Here is a 23,328-nt window from a genome sequence, read left to right as displayed (position 1 = left end):
CCTAAATGTTCGGGACACCACGCGTCTCGAACGGAATGGCCCGATCATACCACGCTTTCAGCTTTGTAAGAGCAGGGTGGTTCAAATCGGCACTCAAATACGACCACACTCTGGGCAGAAGGTCGAGATAGCGCGGCTTGCCGTCCCGGCGATAAAGCCGGGCGAAGATCCCGACGATCTTGGTGTTGCGCTGGGCCGCGAAGAGGGCCATCTCCAAGCGGAAAGCCGTTTCATCGACCGGCGTTCCTTGTTCACGCATTTTGTTAAGGTAATGCGACACCGTCAGCGCCGAGGCTTCCGGCGAGACATCGCGGCGGGCATCTTCTGTCAAGGAAATGACATCATAGGCTGCTGATCCCGCCACCGCGTCCTGGAAGTCGATCAGCCCAACGCGTGCCGCGCCTTCACGTTCCGGCAGCCACATCAGGTTTTGCGCATGGAAGTCGCGATGCACGAAATAGGCGGGTGCGGAAAGCACGGGCGTCAAGGCCTCACGCCATGCACCGCGAAAATCGGAAAGCTCCATCTCGGTCGCGGGCCGCTTGAGCGCGACAGGGAAGAACCACTCGGGCAAGAGATCGACTTCCGCGAGTAGCGCGGTCTCGTCATAGGCATAAAGATCTTTGTCGGGCGGCAGTTGTGCAGGGGCGCCTTGCGCGTGCAGCTTGGCGAGGACCTCGGCGGCGCCTTTATAGAGCTCGGCTTCCGCAACGCCCTTGGCCAAGGAATCCGTGAAGAGGTCGGCGCCCAGATCCTCAAGCAGCACCAGCCCGTGCGCCGGATCGGCAGCATAGATTTTCGGCGCCGAGAGTCCAAGGCTGGAGAGATATTCCGCCGCCGCCACGAAGCGTCCGCAATCAGCACCGGCAAGTCGCGCCACCGCGTTATAGCCCAGCGCTTTGCGCTCTTCGGGAGTGGCGTCCTTGCCTGCGGTCGGAGTTTCGGCACCTTGCGGCTGGATCATTAACAAAGCGCTGGCGCCGGGTTTGAACAGCCGCTCATAGCGCCGCGTGGAAGCATCGCCGGGCAGCTTCTCGCGCTCGGCCTGACCCCAACCTGCATCGTTCAGAAACGAAGATGTCTTGAATGCCACGTCAGAAATCCTTGCCGGCGAAAATTGCGGCCCAGGCGGCAGGGGCGTCGATCTCTGCCTGCCGCGATTGGGCGCCTGTTATGGTCAAAGTGAGGTTAATCGCGTCCTCAGGCATCTCGGCCCGGTCGGGCCATTCGATCAAGGCGGCACCTTCGCTCAGGGCCTCATCCAGGCCGAGTTCTTCGAGTTCGCTCGGGTCTTCGATGCGATAGAGGTCGAAATGGCGAATAGGCAGGCGCGCCGTCTCATAGGCTTGCACCAGGGTAAAGGTCGGGCTGGCGATGGGGCCAGTCACACCCAAGGCTTGCAGAATGGAGCGGGCCAGCGCGGTTTTGCCCGCGCCAAGATCGCCGCGCAGTGCCAGGGTATTCCCTTTTTTCAGTGCGCGCGCAATTAACGCGCCCAGATGAGCGGTATCTTCGAGGCTCTCAAGCGCGATAGAATGCCGGAAACGTTCCGAATCGTCTTTCATTTCCAATGTTGTAGCCTTCGTACCCAGCCGCCTCAACGACCCTAGCGGATCTGTTGCGGCCCCTGGGGCAACCATGATAGCCCCACCGCCATGCTCAACGAAAACATCCCCCCCATTATCATCATCGGCGCCGGTCAAGCGGGCGCGCAAGCGGTAATAAGCCTTCGCGCTGAAGGGTTTTTAGGCCCGATCACCATGATCGGCGACGAGGCATACGCGCCTTATCAGCGCCCGCCGCTGTCCAAGGCCTATTTGATGGGCAAGTTCGAGCGCGCCCGGCTGTTTCTGAAGTCGGATAGTTTTTATGAGGAAGCGGGCTGTAATCTCATCCTCAATGCCTCGGCCACCGCGATCGACCGCGCCGCCAAGACCGTCACGCTCTCGGATGGGCGGGTGCTGCCTTACGGCCAGATCCTGATTGCCACCGGCACGCGTATTCGCCCCATTCCGTGCCCCGGCGCCGAGCTTGGCGGCCTCTTTTATTTGCGCAGCATCGCTGATGTGGACGCGCTGCAGACCGCCTTCCATCCCGGCAAGAAGCTGGTGGTGATTGGCGGCGGTTTTATCGGGCTGGAAGTGGCCGCGGTTGCCGCCAAGCATGGGCTTGATGTCACCGTTTTCGAGGCAATGGAACGGGTGATGGCCCGGGCCGTCTCCAAGCAGGTTTCGGATTTCTTTGAGGGCGCTCATCGCGCGGCGGGCGTGAAGCTCATCACCTCCACCGGCGTGGAAGGCTTTGAAGGCGAGGGCAGTGTCAGTGGCGTACGCGCGGGCGGCCAGCTTTATCCCGCCGATCTAGTCCTCATTGGCATTGGCGTGTTGCCCAATATGGAAATCGCGCGCGATGCGGGGATCGAATGCAAGAACGGCATCGTGGTCGACAAGTTTTGCGCCACCAATGACCCGGCGATCTTCGCGGCGGGCGATTGCACCTGGCATGAGAACCGCGACGGCGATTGGATGCGGCTCGAAAGCGTGCAGAACGCCATCGATCAGGCCAAGCACGCCGCACTGGCTATGGTCGGCAAGCCCAAGGCGTACAACGAAGTGCCGTGGTTCTGGTCCGACCAGTATGATTTAAAGCTTCAGATCGCGGGGCTCACCAAGCCGGGCGACGAGGTGGTGCTGCGCGGCGATCCGGCGGCGCGCAAATTCTCTGTCTTCCATTTGCGCGACGGGATTCTCGCAGCGGTAGAATCGGTCAACCAGCCGGCGGAATATCTCATGGGCCGCAAGCTCATCGGCGAGGGCGTGAAGGTCGACGTGGCGCGTCTGGCCGATACCTCTATCGCAATCAAGAACGTGGTGGCGTGATGGCGAAGGTCACTTTTATCGATGCCAAGGGCGTGCGCCGCGAGGTGGAGGCCCCCGAAGGCTGGTCGGTGATGGAAGCCGCCGTGAAGAACGACGTCGCGGGGATCGATGCCGATTGCGGCGGGGCCTGCGCTTGCGCCACCTGCCATGTCTATGTCGATCCGGCCTTCAAAGGAAAACTTCCGCCCAAGGAAGAGATGGAAGAGACCATGCTCGACTTCGCCCAAGAGGTCACACCGCGGAGCCGTCTCTCCTGTCAGATCAAAGTCACCGCCGAGCTCGACGGTCTTGTGGTCACGGTGCCGAAAGATCAGCGTTAGTATTTATACCGACCAAGTATTTGTACGTGTCTCGCGCATCTCGCTCCAAGAAACGGTGGTAAACCGCTTAAAATGCGGCTCAGCCGTTACATGCGGTATATTCACGTTGACTAATTTTCAAGGGACACATCTCTAACGTATGCCTGCCAAACGAGCGGCAGGATGCGCAAGCGCGTAAGATCAAACGTTTACGGCTGTTTTGCAGCCGGGGTTTGAGACGCCTTTCCATAATGCTCCGCCCGTACGGTCGTCTGCAATGTACGCAACAGATGCAGCGAACGGGCCAATGTGGCCCACGGGGAGATAGGGAGCGCCTGATGAGTTCTTTGCAAGAAAAATTGCCGTCCTGGTCGAGTGCGCGGCGCGAAGTGGGCGAGATCGTCCATCGCCGGGTTGGCAGTGGCGTCGATAAAGCGCTGCTGGATGCCTATAGGGCTGCCGATTCCTCTCTCACCGCGATGCCGCCGGATGTGCTCGCGATCGAGCGCGTGAAATTCCGTCATGTCGCCACCGGCGATTTGTCTTCCGAATACTTCAAGGTCCAGGCGAAGATCATCGAAGAGATCAGCGGCCGCACCGATCTCACCAACTATCTCGCCAATGTCTATCCCAACTGGGCCGCGGGTCTTGTCAATTCCTTGCTCGATCACGCGCCGCTTTACGATCCCCGCCGCCGTGAATATGTCAGCAGCCTGATGTTCTCTATCTTCACCGATGTTGCGGTGGTGGTGGACCAATTCGTTCAGGCTCAGCAAACCGAGCTGACCATCAAGAGCATCGGTGAAGGTCTCGATCAGCTTGCCAAGGGCAATCTCACCCATCGCGTCACCGCTGACATGAGCGGGTCTTTCGCCAAGCTGAAGGAAGACTTCAATCTTGCCCTCGATCGCCTTCAGGACACGATGACGAACGTGGTCTCCACCACGTCGCAGATCACCACCGGCTCGGATGAAATCTCCAAGGCTGCCGATGATCTGTCGCGCCGCACGGAACAACAGGCCGCCAGCCTCGAGGAAACCGCTGCCGCGCTGGAAGAAATCACCGCCACGGTGAAGAAGACCGCTGCCAATGCGCGCGAAGCCTCGCAGAGCGTCTCCACCGCGAAACAGGTGGCCGAAACCGGCGGCCAGGTTGTGGAAACCGCCGTCAAGGCGATGGACGCAATTTCGCAGTCCTCCAAGCAGATCACCGACATTATTGGCGTGATCGATGAGATCGCCTTCCAGACCAATCTTCTGGCTTTGAACGCCGGCGTCGAAGCGGCCCGCGCGGGTGATGCAGGCAAGGGCTTTGCCGTCGTCGCCTCGGAAGTGCGCGCGCTTGCGCAGCGCTCTTCGGAAGCGGCCAAGCAGATCAAGGGGCTGATCAACACCTCCAGCGATCAAGTCGGTCAGGGCGTGAAGTTCGTCGGCGAGTCCGGCACAGCCTTGAAGCGCATTGTCGAACAGGTGGTGCAGATCAACTCGCTGGTTGGCGAGATGGCGCAAGCCGCCGAGCAGCAATCGACCGGTATCGAGCAGGTCAACGCCGCAGTCACGCAGATGGACCGCTCCACGCAGCAGAATGCCGCGATGGTGGAGGAATCCACTGCTGCTGCCCGCAGCCTCGCCCAGGAAGGTCGCACGCTCAACGAGCTGATGTCCTTCTTCAATGTTGGGGCGAAGACGAATATCGCCGGGCCGCGCACCACGCCGCAAGCCCGTGGCGCCGTTCTGCCCGCGCATAATCCGGCACCGCGTGCCGCGGGGCGCCGGGGCCAAGCCGCCGCTGCGGTCGCGCTCGACACCAAGCCATCCAAAGATGAGTGGGCCGAGTTTTGAAGGCTGAGGAGGTATAAAAATGGAAAACACCGAACGCAGCGGCCAGACCCGCCAGTTCATCACCTTCATGGCTAATGGTCAGGAATTCGCCTCTAACATCATGGCCATTCGCGAGATTCGCGGCTGGACCGATACCACTGCCGTGCCGCATGTCCCTGATTACATTCGCGGCGTGATTAATCTGCGCGGCGCGGTTCTGCCGGTGATGGATCTGAAGGCTAAGCTTGGTTTGGGTATGACCGAAGCCTCGGCCAAGAACGTCATCATCGTGATCACGGAAGGTGAGCGCACCACCGGCATTCTGGTGGATGCGGTCTCCGATATCATTACGCTCACGGAATCTGAGATCCAGCCGCCGCCGGATGTGATGGGCCAAAGTGCCGAGCGCAATGTCGACGGTATTGCGATCCTCGATGGCCGCATGGTGACCATCCTCTCCGCCGAAAGCCTCTCGGCCGCGGTGAACGATATCGCGTTCTAATTTCTTATGCACAGAGCGGGCTTGCAAAACAGGCCCGCTCGCCTCCCGTTGAAATCCCATATCGCGCCACTATCTTCTACCGGAAGGCGGGAGGTTTTGGGTATGGCGTCTGTCAGCGCGTCGACATGGGCGATTTTCAAGAAATCCTTCCGGTCCATGCCCGCGATTTGGGCGATATTCCTGGTGGTGGCCGCTGCCACGAATGTATGTGACCTTGTCTATGCAAACCCCAAGCCCGGCCACGTTCCGCCCTTGCTGATCGTTTCGCTGCTGGTGCGTTTGTTAGGTGTGAGCTGGATTGGCTGTGCCGCCTTGCGGGTGATGGCGGAGAGCCGGGCAAAGCCTTGGGGCCTTGATCGCGGGCTTCTCTTTTGTACTTTCTGGGGGATTGTTGGCCTCGCGGTCGGTGCGCTTCTGGCGCGGCTTTTCACTTTGATCCCGAACCTTGCCAGTGGCACAGCACTCGCGCCTGTTTGGCTTTATGCCGGATTGGCCTTTTCGTCGGTGCTATCCGTGCTCATCCTCTTGCCGTTCATGGCCTGGAGTGTCGCGCTCAGTGTACGCGAGACGCCGTCCTCGTTGTTCCGCCGCATGGTGCCGCTGATGGGGCCTGCGTTTGGCGCGTATCTGATGCTGGCATTTCCACTTCACCTTCTACATCTCGGCGCGACGGCTTATCTGATGAAGACAGAGCTTTCTTTACGCCTCAAGCTCGTGGCGACGATGGGCGATGGTGTGGAGTCGACCATTCTGGCGATGATGATGGTGGCGCTTTCAGTAGCGGTGTATCGAAAAGCTGCGGCTGCGATTTAGTTGTGCGGTTTTAGTTATCTTCCTGCTTCCATGCAGATGGAAACCCGCCCCTACAGCGCGTAGGCTGGCCGTGCCGATGCTGGAGGGGCTGAGCATGTTCAGGCGTGCGCTGCCACTTGGTTGTCTATCGCTTACGATCCTGAGTGGATGCATGTTGATCGACCCGATCTCCATCGGTGGCTGCACGGATTTCACCTGTCGTGTCTCCGTCAGCTCGCAAATCATTTCCGCGGATGGAAGCGAGATCACGCTGCCGCTCTTGTGCCGCGCACCGCAATGGACGCCCCATACGCCGCGCGGCGCGTTCGAGGAGGTCAAGGCGATTGTCTATGCGCGCCGTGATGGCCAATGGCGGCAAGCGCCCTTCACACGGGCGCAGATGGCGGCTGACAGCAATTCGAAAGACTGGACGCCAACCATTCCCGGTGATTACGGCAGTGCGAGGTCTTGCGCTGCCGATTGCAGGCGGTTCGTCCACCTTAAACAAATCAATCCGCCCAATACCGCCTACCATTATGAGGTTTTTTATTCGGAAAACGGTGTCGAGCGGCAGATCACGCATTTCAACCTGAATGGGGCGCCACTTTCCTGGCCGCGCCTCAGCGCCGATGGGAAAACTGCGACCGTGCATTTCGGGCGGAGTATCGCGCTGATCAACGTCGTCACTGGCGAGGTCGCGGTCATCCCGTTTGCCGGACCAGCCTGGAAAGCCTGCACTGAGACGCCTTAAGCGTCCCTCTTCGGCCAGCCCCGAATTTCCTCCAAATCGGGCATCCGCTCGGCGTGTTCGGGGCGGGCCTTGAGCGTTCGATCGCGGTCGTTGTCGGGTTTATCGCGCTGATCGTGGTTTTCCCGCGCGTGCAGCATTTCTTGCATATCGGCCATCGAGCTGGTGGCCGCTTCTGGAAGTGTGGGGGCGCAAGCCGGGTTCGGTGGGCTCGATCACCTTGCAGGCCGTATTCAGCTTTTTCCTGCTGCGGCGTGAATTCGCCAAGAAGCTGGTGGCGGTAGAGGCCTAACTCACGCCGCAGGTGGGATGCGTCGCGGCGAATGCGCACGCGCGCGTCTCGGCTTCTGGCGTGTTCAAGGGTGGGTTGCAATACTCTGCTGGTCATGCGGGGGGGGGCGATGATCGCGTTGCTCGGGACGTATCTCAGTTTAGCGCTATGTGCATCGCCAGCGCTGTTTCGCAAACAGACGCGCGGCTGGGTCTTCGTGTTGCTGATCGTGTTGCTCGGTGATTTCGACGCCATCGTCATGGGCAGTTTTATCCAGCGCATGCTGAGCGGTGGCGCACTGCATTATACCTGGTTTTACAAAGGCTTCAGTGTTGCCCTCAATTTGGTCATCGCAATCACGCTGATTGCAATGGGCAAATTCCGCGCCCGCGAGCTTGGCCTGACGTTCGTGCAAGCACCGGGAACGGGCCGGGCGGTATTGACTGTAATACTGCCAATTTTCCTGCTGCAGGCGACGCTTTTTGCTCTGCATGGCGGCAGCCGGGATCATTCCCTGGAGACGTTGTTGTTTCAGGCGACGATGCCAGGCCTTTCAGAGGAGCTCCTGTTCCGAGGTTTGCTTCTGGCACTGTTCGACCGGATGTTCGCAGCCCGTTTCCGTATCTTGGGTGCGGAGTTGAGCTATGGCGCTATCGTGACATCGCTGGCGTTTGGGCTGCTGCATGCACTGCCGCACGATGCGAACTTCGCCCATTTGAATATCGCCCACGGCATCTCGGCAGCGATAGGGGGCTTCTTGCTGGTCTGGCTACGCTGCCGCAGCCGCAGTCTTGTGCTGCCGGTCGTGGTGCACAACCTGTTCAATCTTCTGTTCCACATCGTGCCGAAGGTGGCCTGACCGGCGTGAAGCTCTGCTAACGCCTTCACTCCGCCGGGGTCGGCAGGGCTTCGCGTTCGGGTAAGGAGTGATCTTGGATGCGGCGCGGGAAGTGGCAACGCACCAGCGTGCCTTTGGTGGAGCTGTCGATCTCCACCCAGCCGTCATGCAATTCGACAAAGCGATTGACGAGGGCAAGGCCCAGCCCTGCGCCGCCACGTTGTCCAGCAGCAGCTTTGGCGGAAAAGCGTTCGAACACGGTGGCGCGCAGCTCCGGCGCAATGCCCGGGCCATTGTCGCGCACATAGATCTGCACGTTCTCCCCCTGAATGCGTCCGCCCAGCACGATCACGCCGCCTTTGGGGGTGAACTTGAAGGCGTTGGAGAGAAGGTTGAACACCACCTGACGCACGCGGCGCGCATCGGCGAGGAAAATGCCTTCGTCTTCGGGGCAATCGACTTCCAGCGTGAGGCCAACCTTGCCGCCCCATTCGCGCGCGTGGCTCGCCACATCATGCAGCATCTGGGAGAGGTCGATCTTTTCCAGCTCCAGGCGCAGCGCACCGGATTCGATCAAGGCGAGATCGAGAATATCGGAAACCAAGCTCGTCAGCGTGTTCGAGGCCGAAACGATGTCTTTCATATAGGCCGCTTGGCGATCATTCAGCGGCCCGAATTCCTGGCTCGAGAGGAGTTCCGCAAAGCCCACAATCGTATTGAGCGGGGTGCGCAGCTCGTAAGAGACATGCTTGATGAATTCGGATTTCAGGCGGTCGGCGGCTTCCAGCGCTTCGGCGCGTTCGCGCAAGACATGCTCAATGCGGAAGCGATCAGTGACATCGGTGAAGGTGACCAGCGTCGCCCCATCCGGCAGCGGCGAAAGCGAGGGCTGCAGAATAGTGCGGTCGTTGCGCTCGATATCTTCCATGTGCCGGTCGGGCTCGGTGCCCGCCACAATGGCCTGGATAACGCGATCCCATACCGGCGCGTCGCCGAATTTGGCGCTGCATTGCTCGGCGATCTGGCGCACATGCGGTTCATCGGCGAGGTCCTTCGCGGTGAGCAGCCACAGCCGCGAGAAAGCAGCATTGTAAAGCTTCAGGCGGCCATCGGGGCCGAACACCGCCACGGCTTCCTGTAGGGTATTCAGCGTCGCCGATTGCACCTTGATGAGGGTGTTGTACGAGCTTTCAAGGCTCAGCTTTTCGGTGACATCTTCATAAAGGAAGGTGAGGCCGCCGAAGGGGTGAGGCTGGGCGACGACGCGCAAGGTCTTGCCGCCCGGCACATGCCACAGATCTTCCGACGGATATTCGCGCGCGGTCTCGTAAAGAGCGATGCGCTCGCGTTTCCAGCCTTGGTAATCGCGCTGCTCCGGCAATTTGCGTTCATCGCGCAGCCGGTCGAGCACTTCGGAATCCTTGGGGTGCTTATCCAGCCACTTTTCGGGCAGGTCCCACAGCTTCACAAAGGCGCGGTTATAGAAATGCAGCTTCTGATCGGGCCCGAAGATCGCCACGGCGGTGGCGAGCTTATCCAGCGTATCGGTATGGGCATCGATATGCTGCTGCAGCTTGGCTTCGCCCGCGGCGACTTCGGTGATATCGGCGGCGGTGCCGACAATGCCGGTCTCGGTGGGGATTTCGGTGATCAGCAGGGCGCGTCGCTGGCCACCGATCACGGCATAGCGCTTGGCCTCCATCGGCTCTTCATGGGTTTTGGCCGTGGCGGCGAGATCACGCTCGCTCTTGTCGATGGCGGTCTGATTTTTCTGGATGGTCTCGAGGTCGGGCGCGCCGGCGGCCGAAAGATAGGCGTCATTGGCCCAGACCAGCGACAGCGCGCGATCGCGCAGCCAGACCGGCAAGGGCAGGGCGTTGAGCACGCCGCGAAAATCAAGGCTGTGGCTTTCCGATCCGGATTCGATCCATACCGCCGCCAACCCGCCAACGGCCTTGCCGCGCACGGTGAGGGGGCGGCCGCTGACATCGCGCACGGCCATGGTGAAGGCGGTGCCTTGGTTGGAAAGCGCGTCAAGTGCGGTGGAAAGTTCGGTTGCGTCCGGGCCCTGCAGACAGGAATCCAAAATCGCTTCGCCGCCATTGTAGAAAGTGGGGGCAAGGTTTTCGCGGCCCCAGACAATCAAAGGATCGCGGGAGGCAGCGATCAGGGCGTCGCGTTCGCCTACGGCTGCGCGCAACCGCGCACTCGCCCCTTTCAAGAGGCGGCGCAGTTTTGCCGACACTTTCTGTTCGGCGAGCGCCCAAAGCCCTGCTGCGACTGCCAGTGCCACCGCGCCGGTCGTAACCCCGGTCAGCACCAGTTCGCTTTCAGCCATCCCGGCCATTCCGGCATAAGCCGGAGATGCCAAAACGGCAGCAGTGGCCGCGGCGGAGAGGAAATCTCTCCTCAGCATTACCCATCTATCCGGTTTATTTTTCTGTCCCATGCGGGACTTCCCGGTTGCCACCGATTCCCACCCCATGCGGCGAATCACTGTGGAATCAACATGATACGGACGGTAAGGATACACGCAATAGAAGGTGGTTAAAAAACTGTAAAGACCAAGATGTGGATTTGACCGAGTTCTTTGGGGTCATGTCCGAAACTTGAGTCAAAACAGTCCTCTAACTCTTCCGATTACGGATCGAATCCTTGCGAGAAAAATCTGGCGTGACGAGGTTAAGGCGCGCTTACCAAATCTTCCCGGCCGATACCCACTGGGTGGACTACGGAGTGCATCCTGTCGCGCCTATCGCATTTGCCGCGCCGTTACATGGCAGAGGTGGCGCGTGATGTCTTTTCACCGTCGTAAAGTCATGTGAATCTACGCCTCGTTGAAGTTTTTTGTAGTGCGCGGGGAAGTAATATGGTGCGGGCGTTTGCTGGGGTGATGCTGATTGGGCTGTTATGCGCGGGCTGCGCCACGGAGCCTGCCGTGACACCGCCGCCGAAACAGCAATTCGCTACGCCGCGCCGGGTTGTCGAGATGGCTGCGGATGCGGCGCCTTCCGGCGTGCTCGGCATTGTCGATATGACGGTGCGCGGGACGGGGATCGATGATGGCTACGTCTATCTCAACTCCGAAGAGGATTATCGCGATCAGCGCAATCTCTCCATCGCCATTCCGCCCCAGGCGGTTGCTGCCTTCAAGGAGAGGTTCGGCGCTGCGCCTGAGGACTTCTTCAAAGGCAAGCACATCCATGTGCGGGGCATGGCGCGGCGGGTGAAGATTTCCTTCATCAGCAACGGCCGCGTGACGGAGAAATACTATTACCTGACCCATTTAACGGCCGGAGCGCCCACTCAGATCACGCTTGTGCCTTAGAGGGGCTTCCCAGCACCTCGCGCATTCGCGAAAGACAATTGAGCGCGGGAATGGCTTTGCTTTGCCGTCTCTACATGTAATCTAGGCCCCATTGAAGCGTTTGGTTTTGCTGGGGGGATGTCGAATGCGGCCGGTGTTTGCGGGGATAATGATCGCTGGCGCCTTGAGCATGGCGAATGTGGCTCTGGCCGATCAGGCGGCGCTCATGACACCCAGCCAGGCGATCGAAAAGGCCGCCGATGCGGCGCCAAGCGCGGTGCCGGGCATTTTCGACCTGCAGGTCCGTTCCACCTGGAAGCAGGACGGCTTCGTCTATCTCTATTCCGATGTGGATTACCGCGATAAGAGCAATCTCACGATCGAGATTTCGCCGGTACTGGCGGCAGCGCTTCAGACCAAATACGGCATGCCCCCGCAGGAATTCTTTTATGGCAAACACATCCATGTCCGCGGCGCGGCGCAGAGAAAGAAGATTACCTTCTTCTATCACGGCCATCTGATCGACAGGTTTTTCTACCAGACCCATGTTGAGCTGCGCGATCCGGCCTCGCTCGAACTGGTTCCCTGATCGCCGCGCTGTAGTCATCAGCCGGTTGGATGCCGAAACCGCAGAGGTTCTGCGCAATAACAACGCTGCCTTTCAGGTGCATTCGAGCAAATGCGTCCCGCGAAGAGGCCCTGGTTGCGCTGCCGGTAACGCCTTTCTATGATGGCGCCGCGTTGGGCGGTGGCCTGCGCATTTGGAGCGTGGATGTTAGATCTTGTCTGACAGGGCTCTCTGACGAGAGCCGTGTGATCTAGCCTGGAGGCATTGTCTCCCGGCGTGTTGTCGCGCCTGTCCTGCAATGACGTCAGCACGCCGCTCGAGACGGTCTCCCTCGAAATCTTATCCAAACACAGATCGTTGCACCTCAAAGGGGCTGCACCGTCTTGTCTGAAACGGAGGTTCTGCCGTGGATATTCCACGCATCTTCAACATCAGTGAAAGCGCTCATCGCATCCACAACCCCTTCACCCCCGAAAAGCTCGCCATGCTTGGTGCGGCCTTGCGCCTGAAACCCGGCGCGCATCTGCTCGATCTCGGCAGCGGTTCAGGGGAAATGCTTTGTAGCTGGGCCCGCGATCACGCCATCACCGGCACGGGCATAGATATGAGCGCGCTGTTCTCCGCCCAAGCGCAGGCCCGCGCGGAAGAGCTGGGCGTTAGTGATCGCGTTCAGTTTCTCCATGCCGACGCTACCGGCTATGTCGCGCCGGAAAAGGCTGATGTCGCCGCTTGTGTTGGCGCCACTTGGATCGGCGGTGGTATCGCCGGAACCATCGCGCTTCTTTCCCAAAGCCTGGGCGAAGGCGGTCTCCTTCTCATCGGGGAGCCTTTTTGGAGAAAGTTGCCGCCAACGGAGGAAGTGGCACAAGGTTGCCGCGCGGGTTCCATCGCGGATTTCCTTCTGCTGCCGGATTTGATCGGCTTTTTCGCGACGCTTGGTTACGACGTCGTGGAAATGATGCTGGCAGATCAGGATAGCTGGGATCGCTACGAGGCCGCCAAATGGCTGACCATGCGCCGCTGGCTTGCGGAAAATCCCGCAGATGCCTTCGCGGGCGAAGTTCGCGCCGAACTCGACACGGCGCCTGAGCGTTACGCCCGCTATGGCCGCGACTATCTCGGCTGGGGCGTTTTCGCGTTGATGCCGAGGTAAGCGCGTAAAAACGGTGCGGCCTCGCGATTAACGGGGCCGCACTTTGCGCTCTCACAGCATCCGTTTCAGCACATCGGCTTCAGGGTCTTTGTCGATCAGGCGATGCTTCAGCGCGCCCGCGATATGAAGCGCGACCAGGGCGAGGAGGGTGTAGGCCAGCACTCTATGTAGCAGGCGGAAGACTTCAAAGGCGGCGTCGTTCTTTGCCAAGAGTTCCGGCAGCTTGCCAAAGAAGAAGAACGGTACGCCATCGCTCTGGCTGAAGCTCGACGACATGCAATAGCCCATCACCGGCACCACCAGCAGCAGCACATAAAGAAGGTGATGCACAGCGCTCGACAGCTTGCGCTCCCAGGCTTTCAAGGCCTGCGGTTCTTCCGGCACGCGGCGCGTCTGGCGCAAGCCCAATTGCAGCAAAGTGAGGAGGAGAGCGAGCAGGCCGAACTGCTTGTGGTTGGGATAAAGCCCTTCATATTTCGTGGCGATGTCGTCGGGGAGATTGACCATGGTCACCCCCAGCGCCAGCACGCCCAGCACCACCAGCGCCCGTGCCCAATGCACCACGCGCATGTCGCGCGCATATTTCTCGACCATGGCTCTTACCTCTGCAAACCAGCGCTGTTTAGAGCCATTCCATGAAGCTGGCAAAACACGGACGCGCGAAACCATCGAGGCTGTGTGGAGGTTTCATCGAACCTTTCTAATCCCCAAACAAAAACGCCTCCCCGGTGAAGGGGAGGCGCCTTTGCGCTTCAGGAGAAGCAGAACCGCTTAATAGCGATAAGTATCGGCCTTGAACGGACCGGACTGGGCCACGCCGATGTAATCGGCCTGGGTCTTGTTCAGTTCGGTCAGCTTGGCGCCGACCTTGGCCAGATGCAGGCGGGCAACCTTTTCGTCCAGCACCTTCGGCAGGACATAGACCTTGTTCTCATACTTGCCCGGATTGCAGTAGAGCTCGATCTGGGCCAGCGTCTGGTTGGTGAAGGAGGCGCTCATCACGAAGGAGGGGTGCCCCATCGCGTTGCCGAGGTTCACGAGGCGCCCTTCCGAGAGAAGGATGATGCGGTGGCCATCGGGGAACTCGATCTCGTCGACCTGCGGCTTGATGTTGTCCCACTTGAAGTTGCGCAGGCCCGCGACCTGAATTTCCGAGTCGAAATGGCCGATGTTGCAGACGATGGCGCGGTCCTTCATGGCGCGCATGTGATCGACGGTGATCACATCGACATTGCCCGTGGTGGTCACGAACACGTCGGCGCGGGGGGCCGCGTCTTCCATGGTGGTGACTTCATAGCCTTCCATCGCCGCCTGCAGGGCGCAGATCGGATCGATTTCGGAGATCATCACGCGGCAGCCGGCATTGCGCAGCGAGGCGGCGGAGCCTTTGCCGACATCGCCGAAGCCGGCGACCATGGCGACCTTGCCTGACAGCATGACGTCGGTGCCGCGGCGGATGCCGTCGACCAGCGATTCACGGCAGCCATACAGGTTGTCGAACTTCGACTTGGTGACGCTGTCATTCACGTTGATCGCCGGGAAGAGGAGCTTGCCGTCCTTTTCCATCTGATAGAGGCGATGCACGCCGGTGGTGGTCTCTTCGGTCACGCCCTTAATGTTCTTGGCGATGGCCGTGTAGAAGCCCGGCTTGGTCTTGAGGCGCGTCTTGATCGAGGCGAAGAGCACTTCTTCTTCCTCGCAGGTCGGCTTTTCGAGGAAAGCGACATCGCCAGCCTCGGCGCGCACGCCGAGATGGATGAGGAGGGTGGCGTCGCCGCCATCGTCCAGGATCATGTTCGGCGTGCCGCCGTCAGCCCATTCGAAGATGCGGTGGGTGTATTCCCAATAATCGACCAGGCTCTCACCCTTGATGGCGAAGACCGGGATACCGGCGGCGGCGATCGCGGCGGCGGCATGGTCCTGGGTCGAATAGATGTTGCACGAGGCCCAGCGGATGTCGGCGCCCAAATGCTTCAGGGTCTCGATCAGCGCGGCGGTCTGGATGGTCATGTGCAAGGAGCCGGCGATGCGCGCGCCCTTGAGGGGCTGGCTGGCGCCATATTCTTCGCGGGTCGCCATCAGGCCGGGCATTTCGGTCTCGGCGATGTTCAGTTCCTTGCGGCCCCACTCGGCGAGGGCAATGTCTTTAATGACGTAATCGGGAGCGGCAGCCATGGGCGGTCCTTTCGCAGGGTCTTGGGGAAAGCGTTGGCGCCCTATACCAGCCCCCCGGACCGGCCACAAGGAGCATATAAAGAAATCTGCATATGCTGATTTCCGGGGTGTTAACTTTTGGGGGGCGCTCAGGGGAGGGGGCATTGCCCGCAGCCCCACTTGTCATCGCCCGCAACTGCGGGCGATCCAGGTCTCGCGGCACCGGCCTTCCTCGAAGGGCTCCATTGCAGCCGACGGAGCAACACCACCTGGGTGGACCGCAGTCCCGGGCCAAGACAATGCTAGATGGGAGCGGGGGGATGTGCTGATCGCGCAACTTTGTATCCGGCAGGATTTGGAGCTGCTGACCGCAGATCGCGATTTCGATGCCATCGCTGCGCAGTCGGTTTTGCGTGTCTGGGAGGGCTGAGTCGCGCGCTTTTTTGCGCTGCGTTGCAGCATCAGATCATAACGCCTCTTAAGCGCACCCAATAAGGCAGCTATTGCGGCAGGTGTTTGGCGGAAATGTTCCGCACAAAGAAGTATCTTTGTCGCATGCTTAAGGATGTGTTGCCGTAATGACGCTGGCGTTAGGCGGAAATCATCTCTCACTGGGACATGATTGTTCGAATATGTGGGGCAGGGCGCCTGAACGGCAATTCTGGAACTATGCCCCGGATCGATAAGGCCAGCTTATTGAATTCATAAGGTCAATTGGATGGCGCATCAGCATAAATGCGCATACTCCGTAAATCCTAGATCGCGCATTCTCTCAGCGTGATCGTTAAGCCGGAACCGCACGAATGATGTGCCAGACCTCCGCGAAGACCTCCCCGAAAAATGCGCATCGCGCGCATCAAATTGCCGCTGCAAAGAAGCTTTCTTTGGGCATCAATCGGCGTAGAACTTTGTGGAATTAGACTAACACCAATGCGCGGCGCGAGTTACGCTGCCAAGGACGTTAGCAGGATAGGAGAATTAGAGTGGATCGCGTTGTAGCCGCAGTAGAAGACAAGGATGTGAAGTTCGTCGGTCCCGCTTTCGCAGGACATACCTGGAAGCGTGAAGTGAACGTCCGCGACTTCATTCAGAACAACGTCACGCCTTACTACGGTGATGAGTCGTTCCTGGCCGGCCCGACCGCCGCCACCACCAAGCTGTGGGAAGAAGTCTCCCGTCTGATGAAGGAAGAGCGCGCCAAGAACGGCACGCTCGATATGGACACCGAGATCGTTTCCACGATCACCTCGCACGAGCCCGGCTACATCATCAAAGATCTGGAAAAGATCGTTGGTTTGCAGACCGATAAGCCCCTGAAGCGCGCCCTGATGGTGTTCGGCGGCATCAAGATCGCCGAGAAGGCCTGCGAAGCCTATGGCTACAAGGTCTCCAAGACCGTCCACGACATCTTCACCCACTATCGCAAGACCCATAACGACGGCGTCTTCGACGGTTACACCGATGCCATCCGTAAGGCTCGTTCGGCCCACATCTTGACCGGTCTGCCGGACGGCTATGGCCGTGGCCGTATCATCGGCGACTATCGCCGCGTTGCCCTCTACGGCATTGATGCCCTGGTTGCCGACCGCAAGCTCCAGGCCGCCACGCTCGAACACAACATCAACGAAGACACCATCCGCCTGCGCGAAGAGCTCGGCGAACAGATCCGCGCCCTCGGCGAGTTGAAGGCGATGGCTGCTTCTTATGGCCTCGACATTTCCAAGCCGGCTTCCAATGCCAAGGAAGCGGTGCAGGCGGTCTATCTCGGCTACCTCGCCGCGGTGAAGGAACAGAACGGCGCCGCCATGTCGCTCGGCCGCACCTCGACCTTCCTCGACATCTATATCGAACGTGACATCAAGGCCGGCATCCTCACGGAAGAAGAGGCCCAGGAGCTGATCGACCATCTGGTCATGAAGCTGCGCATGGTCCGCTTCGCCCGTACCCCGGAATACAACGATCTGTTCTCGGGCGACCCGACCTGGGTGACCGAATCCATCGGCGGCATGGGCGTTGACGGCCGTCCGCTGGTCACCAAGACCTCCTTCCGCTTCCTGCACACCCTGACCAACCTCGGCCCGGCGCCGGAGCCGAACCTGACGGTCCTGTGGTCCGAGCGTCTGCCGGAAGGCTTCAAGAAGTATTGCGCTCATATGTCGATCACGACCTCGTCGATCCAGTACGAGAATGACGACCTGATGCGCGCCTATTGGGGCGACGACTACGGCATCGCCTGCTGCGTCTCCGCCATGCGTATCGGCAAGCAGATGCAGTTCTTCGGCGCCCGCGCCAACCTCGCCAAGGCTCTGCTTTACGCGATCAACGGCGGCAAGGACGAGAAGAGCGGCAAGCAGGTCGGTCCGGCCCTGAAGCCGATCACCGCTGATGTGCTCTCCTATGATGAAGTCATGCCGCGCTTTGACGACATGATGACCTACCTGGCCGGCGTGTACATGGATGCCCTCAACATCATCCACTACATGCACGACAAGTATTGCTACGAGCGCATCGAAATGGCGCTGCATGACCGTGATATCCTGCGCACCATGGCCTGCGGCATCGCCGGTCTGTCCATCGTCGCGGACAGCCTCTCGGCCATCAAGTTCGCCAAGGTGAAGGTGCAGCGTGACGAGCGTGGCCTGGCCGTCGGCTTCGACATCGAAGGCGACTTCCCGTGCTACGGCAACAATGACGACCGCGTTGACTCGATCGCCGTTGACCTCGTGGAACGCTTCATGAAGAAGCTGAAGAACCTCAAGACCTATCGCAATGCCGTCCCGACCCAGTCGATCCTGACCATCACCTCCAACGTGGTGTATGGCAAGAACACCGGCTCGACCCCGGATGGCCGTAAGGCTGGTGAGCCGTTTGCCCCGGGTGCGAACCCGATGCACGGCCGCGACAAGAAGGGCGCGCTCGCGTCGCTCTCCTCGGTCGCGAAGCTGCCCTACGAATATTCGCAGGATGGCATCTCCAACACCTTCTCCATCATCCCGGGTGCGCTTGGCAAAACCAACCACGGCCGCAAGGACAATCTGGCGGGCCTGATCGACGGCTACTTCACCTCCGGCGGTCACCACCTCAACGTCAACGTCTTTGACCGCGAGACCCTGCTGGATGCGATGGAACATCCGGAACAGTACCCGCAGCTGACGATCCGCGTGTCGGGCTATGCTGTGAACTTCATCAAGCTGACCCGCGAGCAGCAGCTCGACGTCATCAACCGCACGTTCCACAAGAGCGTCTGATTGACAGATTTGAAGTGAAGTGACACCTCAGGCGGGCGGGGCCTTTTCAAAAGGGTCCCGCCTGTTTGCTATCTGAAGGGAACAATGCCGTGTCTACGGGTGTGAATGTCGAAGGCTATGTCCACTCCGTTGAATCCTGCGGAGCGGTGGATGGTCCGGGCCTGCGTTTTGTGGTGTTCCTGTCTGGCTGCCATCTGCGCTGCCTCTACTGCCACAACCCTGATACCTGGCACATGAAGGACGCCAAGAAGACCGATGTGGCGCACCTTGTCAGCGAGATCAATCTCTACGCCAACTACCTGAAGCGCACCGGCGGCGGCGTCACGGCGACGGGTGGCGAGCCGCTCAGCCAGCCGGAATTCGTCACCGCGCTGTTTCAGGGCTGCAAAGAGCTTGGCCTGCACACCGCGCTCGATACCAATGGCTATCTCGGCGAGAACGCCTCCCAGGAATTGCTCGACGCCACCGATCTGGTGATGCTGGACATCAAGGATTTCCGCCCGGAGCCCTATAAGAAACTCACCGGCGTCGAACTCGCGCCCACCCTGCGCTTTGCCGAAAAACTGTCGGAAATGGGCAAGACCACCTGGCTGCGCTATGTGCTGGTGCCGGGCTATACCGATGATCTCAACTCCATCGCCGAGCTGGCCGCCTATGCCGCCAAGCTGAAGATGGCCAAGGTCGAGGTGCTGCCTTTCCACAAAATGGGCGAGCACAAATGGGAAGCGATGAAGCTGCCTTACGCGCTCAAGGCGGTTGAGCCGCCCGAGCCAGAACTGACCGCGCATGTGAAGGAGATCTTCGTCTCCCACGGCCTCAAGACGGTGTAGGCTCGGGAACTCCACATCCCGTCATGGCCGGGCTTGACCCGGCCATCCAGTCTTAACGCACAGAACCTTGCTCCCATGCTCGTTTGAGCGTGTGGTGTTACGCGTGCGTGGATGGCCGGGTCGGAGCCCGGCCATGACGAAGATGAGATGGGGCCGCAGACTTATTCGGGGCGGTGTTCTTTGTCTTTGCCGCGCTCCTCACGGTCGCGCTCCTCGCGCGGGCGTTCTGGAGGGGGGCGATGCGCTTCTGGCTTGGGGGAGGGATGTGGCGCAACATGGTTTTGCGGCGGCGGTCCTTCCCGGTGATGCTCCATCTGACCTTCAGGTCGCGCCGCCGGGCGCTCATGCGGTGGGCGCATCATATCATCCCGTGTGGGCGGTGGCGTGCGCACCATGGGCGTATCGATGGGGTGTTGGCGTTCGGGCGGTGAAAATCTGTTCCTGTCGCGTTGAGGCGGCGTCATCTCACGATCGCGCGGCGGCTCTCCCCGCATGGCGTCCGGCTGGTGCCGGTCCTGCATAGCCTCCGGCCGATGCTCGGGTTGCTGAACATCCTGCGGACGGCGATCCGGTGGGCGGAAGTCTGCGGGCGGATGATTTGGTGGCGGATGGCCTTGCTCGGGATGACCTTGTTCTGGTGCGCCTTGAAATTTGGCTTGGGCCGCTGGGGTGACGATATTGGCCCGCGTGAAGAGATGCGCCGGCGGGCGGCCATGAAACATCGCGGGCTCAGCTGAAAGCCGTTCCACCACGCGCGGCGGCGGAGGCGGGGCACTATGGGCAATGCCGTTGCCGATGGGCGCCATCTCGCGGGCTGCCATGCGTGCCTGCCGTCCGGCGTCAAGAGACGCGATCAAGGCCGGGCGGCGGATCACATCGCGCGCGCGCATTACTTCCACGGGCCGCCCACCGCCGCGCTCCACCACATGCACATCGACGCTTTTATTGACCACGTAATTGTTCACCACAGTGTAGTTGGTGATGTTCTGGGTCTGATGAATGATGGTGGTGACCCGCACCGGATCGTTTACGATCACCGGCCTGTAATCGTGATCAGCCATATGCCCTGGGGAGAGGAAAACCCAGTTCGCGGCGAAACGTCGGTCATCGTAATCGGGGCCATACCAGCGCCGGTATCCGAAGGTGGCATCGCTCCAGCCGAAGGAAATATGCTCGACGCCGCTCGAATAGGAAAACTCGAAGGAAGAGCCGCTGTGCCGGTCGAGGAAATAAGGATCAGGCGGCATCGGCATCCAGCCGACATAAGTTGGGTTCTGCCGCCACACCACCCAGCCCGGGCTCCAGGTATAACCAGGCACCCATAGCCATCCGTCATCGGGATCGGCGACCCAGCGCCCGTAATGAAAGGCGATGTCGCCCCATGGGTAATTGGACGTCCAATACCAGCCATAGTCTTCGGTGAAGACCCAATGGCCGGAGGTGTAATAGGGCCTGAAATCGTCAGGCATATCGGCAGGCTGCCAGACCATGCCCCAGCGGTCGCTGTAGAGCCATGAGCCGTAATGGGAAAGTTCGTCGTGAAAACTATCGAAGCTGATAGAGGCCGCGAATTGGGCCTTTGCGGGACTGATGAAGGGCAGGGTGGCTGCGGGAAGAAGCGCCAGCGTGCTCACAAGGAATCGAACTTTGGACAGATTGCGCATCGATCACTCCATGATGCGAAGAGCGGCCTAGCAGCCTTGCGTCCTTCAAGAGAACGCGGTCTGCAGGTGCGACTATCGCATTGGGGATCGTCGGGACGGCTTATCTTTATGCCAACCTAGGGGCTGCCCTTGATTTGTCACCGCTTGCGGGGCGGGACCGCGGATTCACGCTCCACCAGAAGATGGGGCACGGTGATGTTCTGGATCTCCACCGGGCGGTCATTACGCCGGTCGCGAACTTCCTGTGCAATCAGATTTATCGCTGTGGCGGCGATTTCGCCTACCGGTTGGCGGATGGTCGTCAGCGCGGGCCACAGTGATGAGGCAATGGTATCGTCAAAGCCCACCACGGAAAGGTCTTTGGGGACTTCGAGCCCTTTTCGATGCGCCACACTCATCGCGCCCGAGGCCATATCGTCGTTGGAGGCGAAGATCGCGGTCGGCGCGGTTTTGCCAGAGAGCAATTCCTCCGCGGCTTCCATGCCGGAGCGATAGCTGTAATCGCCCTGCGCAACGCGCGGTTTCTCGACCTTGGCTCCAGCTTCCTTGATGGCGGCTTCGAAGCCTGCGCGGCGCTGGCGCGATGAGGAATGAGAGGGGTGGCCCGAGATGAAGGCGATCCGGCTGTGGCCCAGGCCGATCAGGTATTTCGTCAGGTCATAGCCGGCTTTGAAATCATCGATGCCGACACAGGTGATCTCGCCGGTGAAAGAACTCGTCGCCATGCCCACGATGGAGACTTCCTGCTCCTTCAGCTCGGCAATGAGGTCCGAACGCTCGCTTAAGGGCGCGGTGAGGAGAATGCCGTTGATCCCGCCTTTAATCAGTGTACGGACAGCTTGGGTCGCCGCCACGGCATCGCCGACTTCAGACTTATCCACCACCAGTTGCGCGGCATTGCGGCTGGAGCCGTCCAGCGCACCCAGCAGCAGGGCGGTGAAATATGCAACCGAAGGGTTGTTATAGAGCAGGCCGATACGAATCTCCTGGGCACCCGCCAGGCTGCGTGCCGCCTTGTTGGGCCGGAATTGCAGCTCCCGCATCGCCTTTTGGACGGCATCGCGGGTGGCCTCGCGCACATTTGATTCGCCATTTACGACTCGGCTTACTGTCATGGGCGAAACGCCAACCCGCCGCGCCACATCGTAAATAGTGGCCGCGCTCGTGCGTTTTTTGCCCGCCCCCCGTGCCGATTTGACCGTCATCGTCCCCTCGATTTCTCGGACTTTTGCATTTTGGCCCCGCCTTGGCCCCCGGCGCAATCGATTAGCGGGCACATTGCGGCGTTTTAGCTCGAAAACTAGCCCAAGGTCATCGATCTAGAGTTGCGCAAGCGCTCCGGCTGGGGGCAGCAAGGCCGCTCCTCGCGGGCTCGGGCACCGTATTGGCACAACTGGTCACTAACTGTGAATGGAGCTGGCGGGCGAACGCAAATAGGTTCCGTTACTCCGCCGCGCCCTTTTGATGAACGCCATGATCGAGATTTCGCCGCCTTGCTCCGCCCCCGCTTTGTCCGCTGTTCCCATTTTCACCGGCTTCATCCCGATGGTGAGCAAGGGCTTGGTCCCGGGCCGGGCTTGGCTTGATCGCGCGGCGGAGCCTCGGGCCGCCCATGTCCTGCACAGCTATGGCATGTCGCTTCTATGGGGCGACGGATTGGAGGCCGCTTTTGAGGTGGTCACGGCCCATCTCCGCGACGGCCACTATCGCCAAAGGGATGAATGGCTGCAGATTGACCCGCGCTTTGATCATCTTCCCTGGGATGATGCCTTGCCTGACACAGAACGGTTCACGCGGGTGAATTTCCGCTTTGATGAAGCGGTTTTCGCAGCGCGCCATCGCGCGTCTGCTGTGCCCAATGGATGGCGGATTGTGCCGCTGCCCCAGCATGGCTACGCGCTTGAAGGCGTCACCGTCAGCCCGCACTTCTTCTGGAACGATTATGCGAGCTTTACCGCGCATGGCGGCGGGATGCTGGCTGTGAGCGAGAACGGAGAGCCTGGCGCCATGGCTTTCACCGCCACGCGCGGGGAGGGTTGGCTCGAAATCGGCATCGAAACCCTCAGCGCCTATCGCGGCCAAGGCTTGGCGCGCGCCGTGGCGGTCGCAATGATTGAGAAATGCCTTTCACAAGGCTTGGAGCCCGTTTGGGCCTGCCGCAAGGAGAATGCAGGCTCTTTCCATTTGGCTCAGAGTCTCGGCTTTGCGGTGACCCGGCAATTCCCGTTCTACCGGCTTGCCGCGGCTTAACAAAA

The 23,328-nt window shown here is 60.2% G+C and carries 22 protein-coding genes; 14 read left to right on the top strand and 8 right to left on the bottom strand.

Annotated features, from left to right (window positions below; all coding sequences use genetic code 11):
* Position 1 precedes the first annotated feature (1 nt).
* Both FHS83_RS19065 and tsaE read right to left on the bottom strand, forming a co-directional pair.
* On the bottom strand, positions 2 to 1,093 hold the full coding sequence (locus FHS83_RS19065; RefSeq protein ID WP_208414966.1) for a phosphotransferase: 1,092 nt from the start codon (positions 1,091 to 1,093) through the stop codon (positions 2 to 4).
* Between the two features lies 1 nt (position 1,094).
* Entirely contained in the window at positions 1,095 to 1,565 is a 471-nt protein-coding gene (gene tsaE, locus FHS83_RS19060; protein ID WP_167085091.1) for a tRNA (adenosine(37)-N6)-threonylcarbamoyltransferase complex ATPase subunit type 1 TsaE, read from the bottom strand.
* Positions 1,566 to 1,655: 90 nt separating this feature from the next.
* On the opposite strand from tsaE, the gene FHS83_RS19055 reads away from it, so the two are divergent.
* The 6 genes from FHS83_RS19055 (at position 1,656) to FHS83_RS19030 (ending at position 7,043) form a co-directional block, all read left to right on the top strand.
* Positions 1,656 to 2,879 (top strand): NAD(P)/FAD-dependent oxidoreductase, encoded by a 1,224-nt coding sequence (locus FHS83_RS19055; protein ID WP_167085082.1) that lies wholly within the window; start codon positions 1,656 to 1,658, stop codon positions 2,877 to 2,879.
* The gene (locus FHS83_RS19050) at positions 2,879 to 3,199 is read left to right on the top strand and encodes a 2Fe-2S iron-sulfur cluster-binding protein (RefSeq protein WP_167085080.1); all 321 of its coding nucleotides are present in this window, start codon (positions 2,879 to 2,881) and stop codon (positions 3,197 to 3,199) included. Before FHS83_RS19055 ends, FHS83_RS19050 begins: the two co-directional genes overlap by 1 nt.
* Positions 3,200 to 3,516: 317 nt before the next feature.
* Entirely contained in the window at positions 3,517 to 5,019 is a 1,503-nt protein-coding gene (locus tag FHS83_RS19045) for a methyl-accepting chemotaxis protein (RefSeq protein ID WP_208414965.1), read from the top strand.
* A gap of 19 nt (positions 5,020 to 5,038) precedes the next feature.
* On the top strand, positions 5,039 to 5,500 hold the full coding sequence (locus FHS83_RS19040; protein WP_167085076.1) for a chemotaxis protein CheW: 462 nt from the start codon (positions 5,039 to 5,041) through the stop codon (positions 5,498 to 5,500).
* A gap of 102 nt (positions 5,501 to 5,602) precedes the next feature.
* Positions 5,603 to 6,313 carry a hypothetical protein gene (locus tag FHS83_RS19035; protein WP_167085074.1) on the top strand — a complete coding sequence of 237 codons (711 nt, stop codon included), beginning with the start codon at positions 5,603 to 5,605 and terminating at the stop codon, positions 6,311 to 6,313.
* Between the two features lie 76 nt (positions 6,314 to 6,389).
* Positions 6,390 to 7,043 (top strand): hypothetical protein, encoded by a 654-nt coding sequence (locus FHS83_RS19030; protein WP_167085072.1) that lies wholly within the window; start codon positions 6,390 to 6,392, stop codon positions 7,041 to 7,043.
* Here the strand turns inward: FHS83_RS19030 and FHS83_RS19025 are convergent.
* Positions 7,040 to 7,198, bottom strand: coding sequence for a hypothetical protein (locus FHS83_RS19025; RefSeq protein ID WP_167085070.1), 159 nt, complete (start codon positions 7,196 to 7,198; stop codon positions 7,040 to 7,042). The genes FHS83_RS19030 and FHS83_RS19025 overlap by 4 nt on opposite strands.
* A 243-nt stretch (positions 7,199 to 7,441) precedes the next feature.
* Here FHS83_RS19025 and FHS83_RS19020 point away from each other — a divergent pair, with 243 nt between their 5' ends.
* Positions 7,442 to 8,170 (top strand): CPBP family intramembrane glutamic endopeptidase, encoded by a 729-nt coding sequence (locus FHS83_RS19020; protein ID WP_167085068.1) that lies wholly within the window; start codon positions 7,442 to 7,444, stop codon positions 8,168 to 8,170.
* 25 nt (positions 8,171 to 8,195) lie between these two features.
* Here the strand turns inward: FHS83_RS19020 and FHS83_RS19015 are convergent, their stop codons facing one another.
* Positions 8,196 to 10,565, bottom strand: coding sequence for a PAS domain-containing sensor histidine kinase (locus FHS83_RS19015; protein WP_167085066.1), 2,370 nt, complete (start codon positions 10,563 to 10,565; stop codon positions 8,196 to 8,198).
* 453 nt (positions 10,566 to 11,018) lie between these two features.
* Between FHS83_RS19015 and FHS83_RS19010 the strand changes: the two genes are divergently transcribed.
* The 3 genes from FHS83_RS19010 (at position 11,019) to FHS83_RS19000 (ending at position 13,177) form a co-directional block, all read left to right on the top strand.
* Positions 11,019 to 11,477, top strand: coding sequence for a hypothetical protein (locus FHS83_RS19010; RefSeq protein WP_167085064.1), 459 nt, complete (start codon positions 11,019 to 11,021; stop codon positions 11,475 to 11,477).
* Positions 11,478 to 11,601: 124 nt separating this feature from the next.
* On the top strand, positions 11,602 to 12,045 hold the full coding sequence (locus FHS83_RS19005; protein ID WP_167085062.1) for a hypothetical protein: 444 nt from the start codon (positions 11,602 to 11,604) through the stop codon (positions 12,043 to 12,045).
* Between the two features lie 385 nt (positions 12,046 to 12,430).
* The gene (locus tag FHS83_RS19000; protein WP_167085060.1) at positions 12,431 to 13,177 is read left to right on the top strand and encodes a methyltransferase domain-containing protein; all 747 of its coding nucleotides are present in this window, start codon (positions 12,431 to 12,433) and stop codon (positions 13,175 to 13,177) included.
* Positions 13,178 to 13,228: 51 nt separating this feature from the next.
* Here FHS83_RS19000 and FHS83_RS18995 read toward each other — a convergent pair whose 3' ends face one another.
* Both FHS83_RS18995 and ahcY read right to left on the bottom strand, forming a co-directional pair.
* Positions 13,229 to 13,771: a cytochrome b gene (locus tag FHS83_RS18995; protein ID WP_167085058.1), complete on the bottom strand. Its 543-nt coding sequence runs from the start codon at positions 13,769 to 13,771 to the stop codon at positions 13,229 to 13,231.
* 177 nt (positions 13,772 to 13,948) lie between these two features.
* The gene (gene ahcY / locus FHS83_RS18990) at positions 13,949 to 15,352 is read right to left on the bottom strand and encodes an adenosylhomocysteinase (RefSeq protein WP_167085056.1); all 1,404 of its coding nucleotides are present in this window, start codon (positions 15,350 to 15,352) and stop codon (positions 13,949 to 13,951) included.
* Positions 15,353 to 15,653: 301 nt separating this feature from the next.
* Between ahcY and FHS83_RS19710 the strand changes: the two genes are divergently transcribed.
* From FHS83_RS19710 to pflA, 3 genes are all read left to right on the top strand, one after another.
* Positions 15,654 to 15,761, top strand: a complete 108-nt coding sequence (locus tag FHS83_RS19710; RefSeq protein ID WP_167085054.1) for a PIN domain nuclease — start codon at positions 15,654 to 15,656, stop codon at positions 15,759 to 15,761.
* A gap of 589 nt (positions 15,762 to 16,350) precedes the next feature.
* Positions 16,351 to 18,579, top strand: a complete 2,229-nt coding sequence (gene pflB, locus FHS83_RS18980; protein WP_167085650.1) for a formate C-acetyltransferase — start codon at positions 16,351 to 16,353, stop codon at positions 18,577 to 18,579.
* An 89-nt stretch (positions 18,580 to 18,668) separates the two neighbouring features.
* Positions 18,669 to 19,409 (top strand): pyruvate formate-lyase-activating protein, encoded by a 741-nt coding sequence (gene pflA, locus FHS83_RS18975; RefSeq protein ID WP_167085052.1) that lies wholly within the window; start codon positions 18,669 to 18,671, stop codon positions 19,407 to 19,409.
* Positions 19,410 to 19,570: 161 nt separating this feature from the next.
* Here pflA and FHS83_RS18970 read toward each other — a convergent pair whose 3' ends face one another.
* Both FHS83_RS18970 and FHS83_RS18965 read right to left on the bottom strand, forming a co-directional pair.
* Entirely contained in the window at positions 19,571 to 21,073 is a 1,503-nt protein-coding gene (locus FHS83_RS18970; protein ID WP_167085049.1) for a DUF6600 domain-containing protein, read from the bottom strand.
* A 137-nt stretch (positions 21,074 to 21,210) separates the two neighbouring features.
* Positions 21,211 to 22,278: a LacI family DNA-binding transcriptional regulator gene (locus FHS83_RS18965; RefSeq protein ID WP_167085047.1), complete on the bottom strand. Its 1,068-nt coding sequence runs from the start codon at positions 22,276 to 22,278 to the stop codon at positions 21,211 to 21,213.
* Between the two features lie 268 nt (positions 22,279 to 22,546).
* Between FHS83_RS18965 and FHS83_RS18960 the strand changes: the two genes are divergently transcribed.
* Entirely contained in the window at positions 22,547 to 23,323 is a 777-nt protein-coding gene (locus FHS83_RS18960) for a GNAT family N-acetyltransferase (RefSeq protein ID WP_167085045.1), read from the top strand.
* Positions 23,324 to 23,328 lie beyond the last annotated feature (5 nt).

Source organism: Rhizomicrobium palustre (assembly GCF_011761565.1).
Classification (GTDB): domain Bacteria; phylum Pseudomonadota; class Alphaproteobacteria; order Micropepsales; family Micropepsaceae; genus Rhizomicrobium; species Rhizomicrobium palustre.
This window is presented reverse-complemented; position numbering and strand designations above follow the sequence as displayed.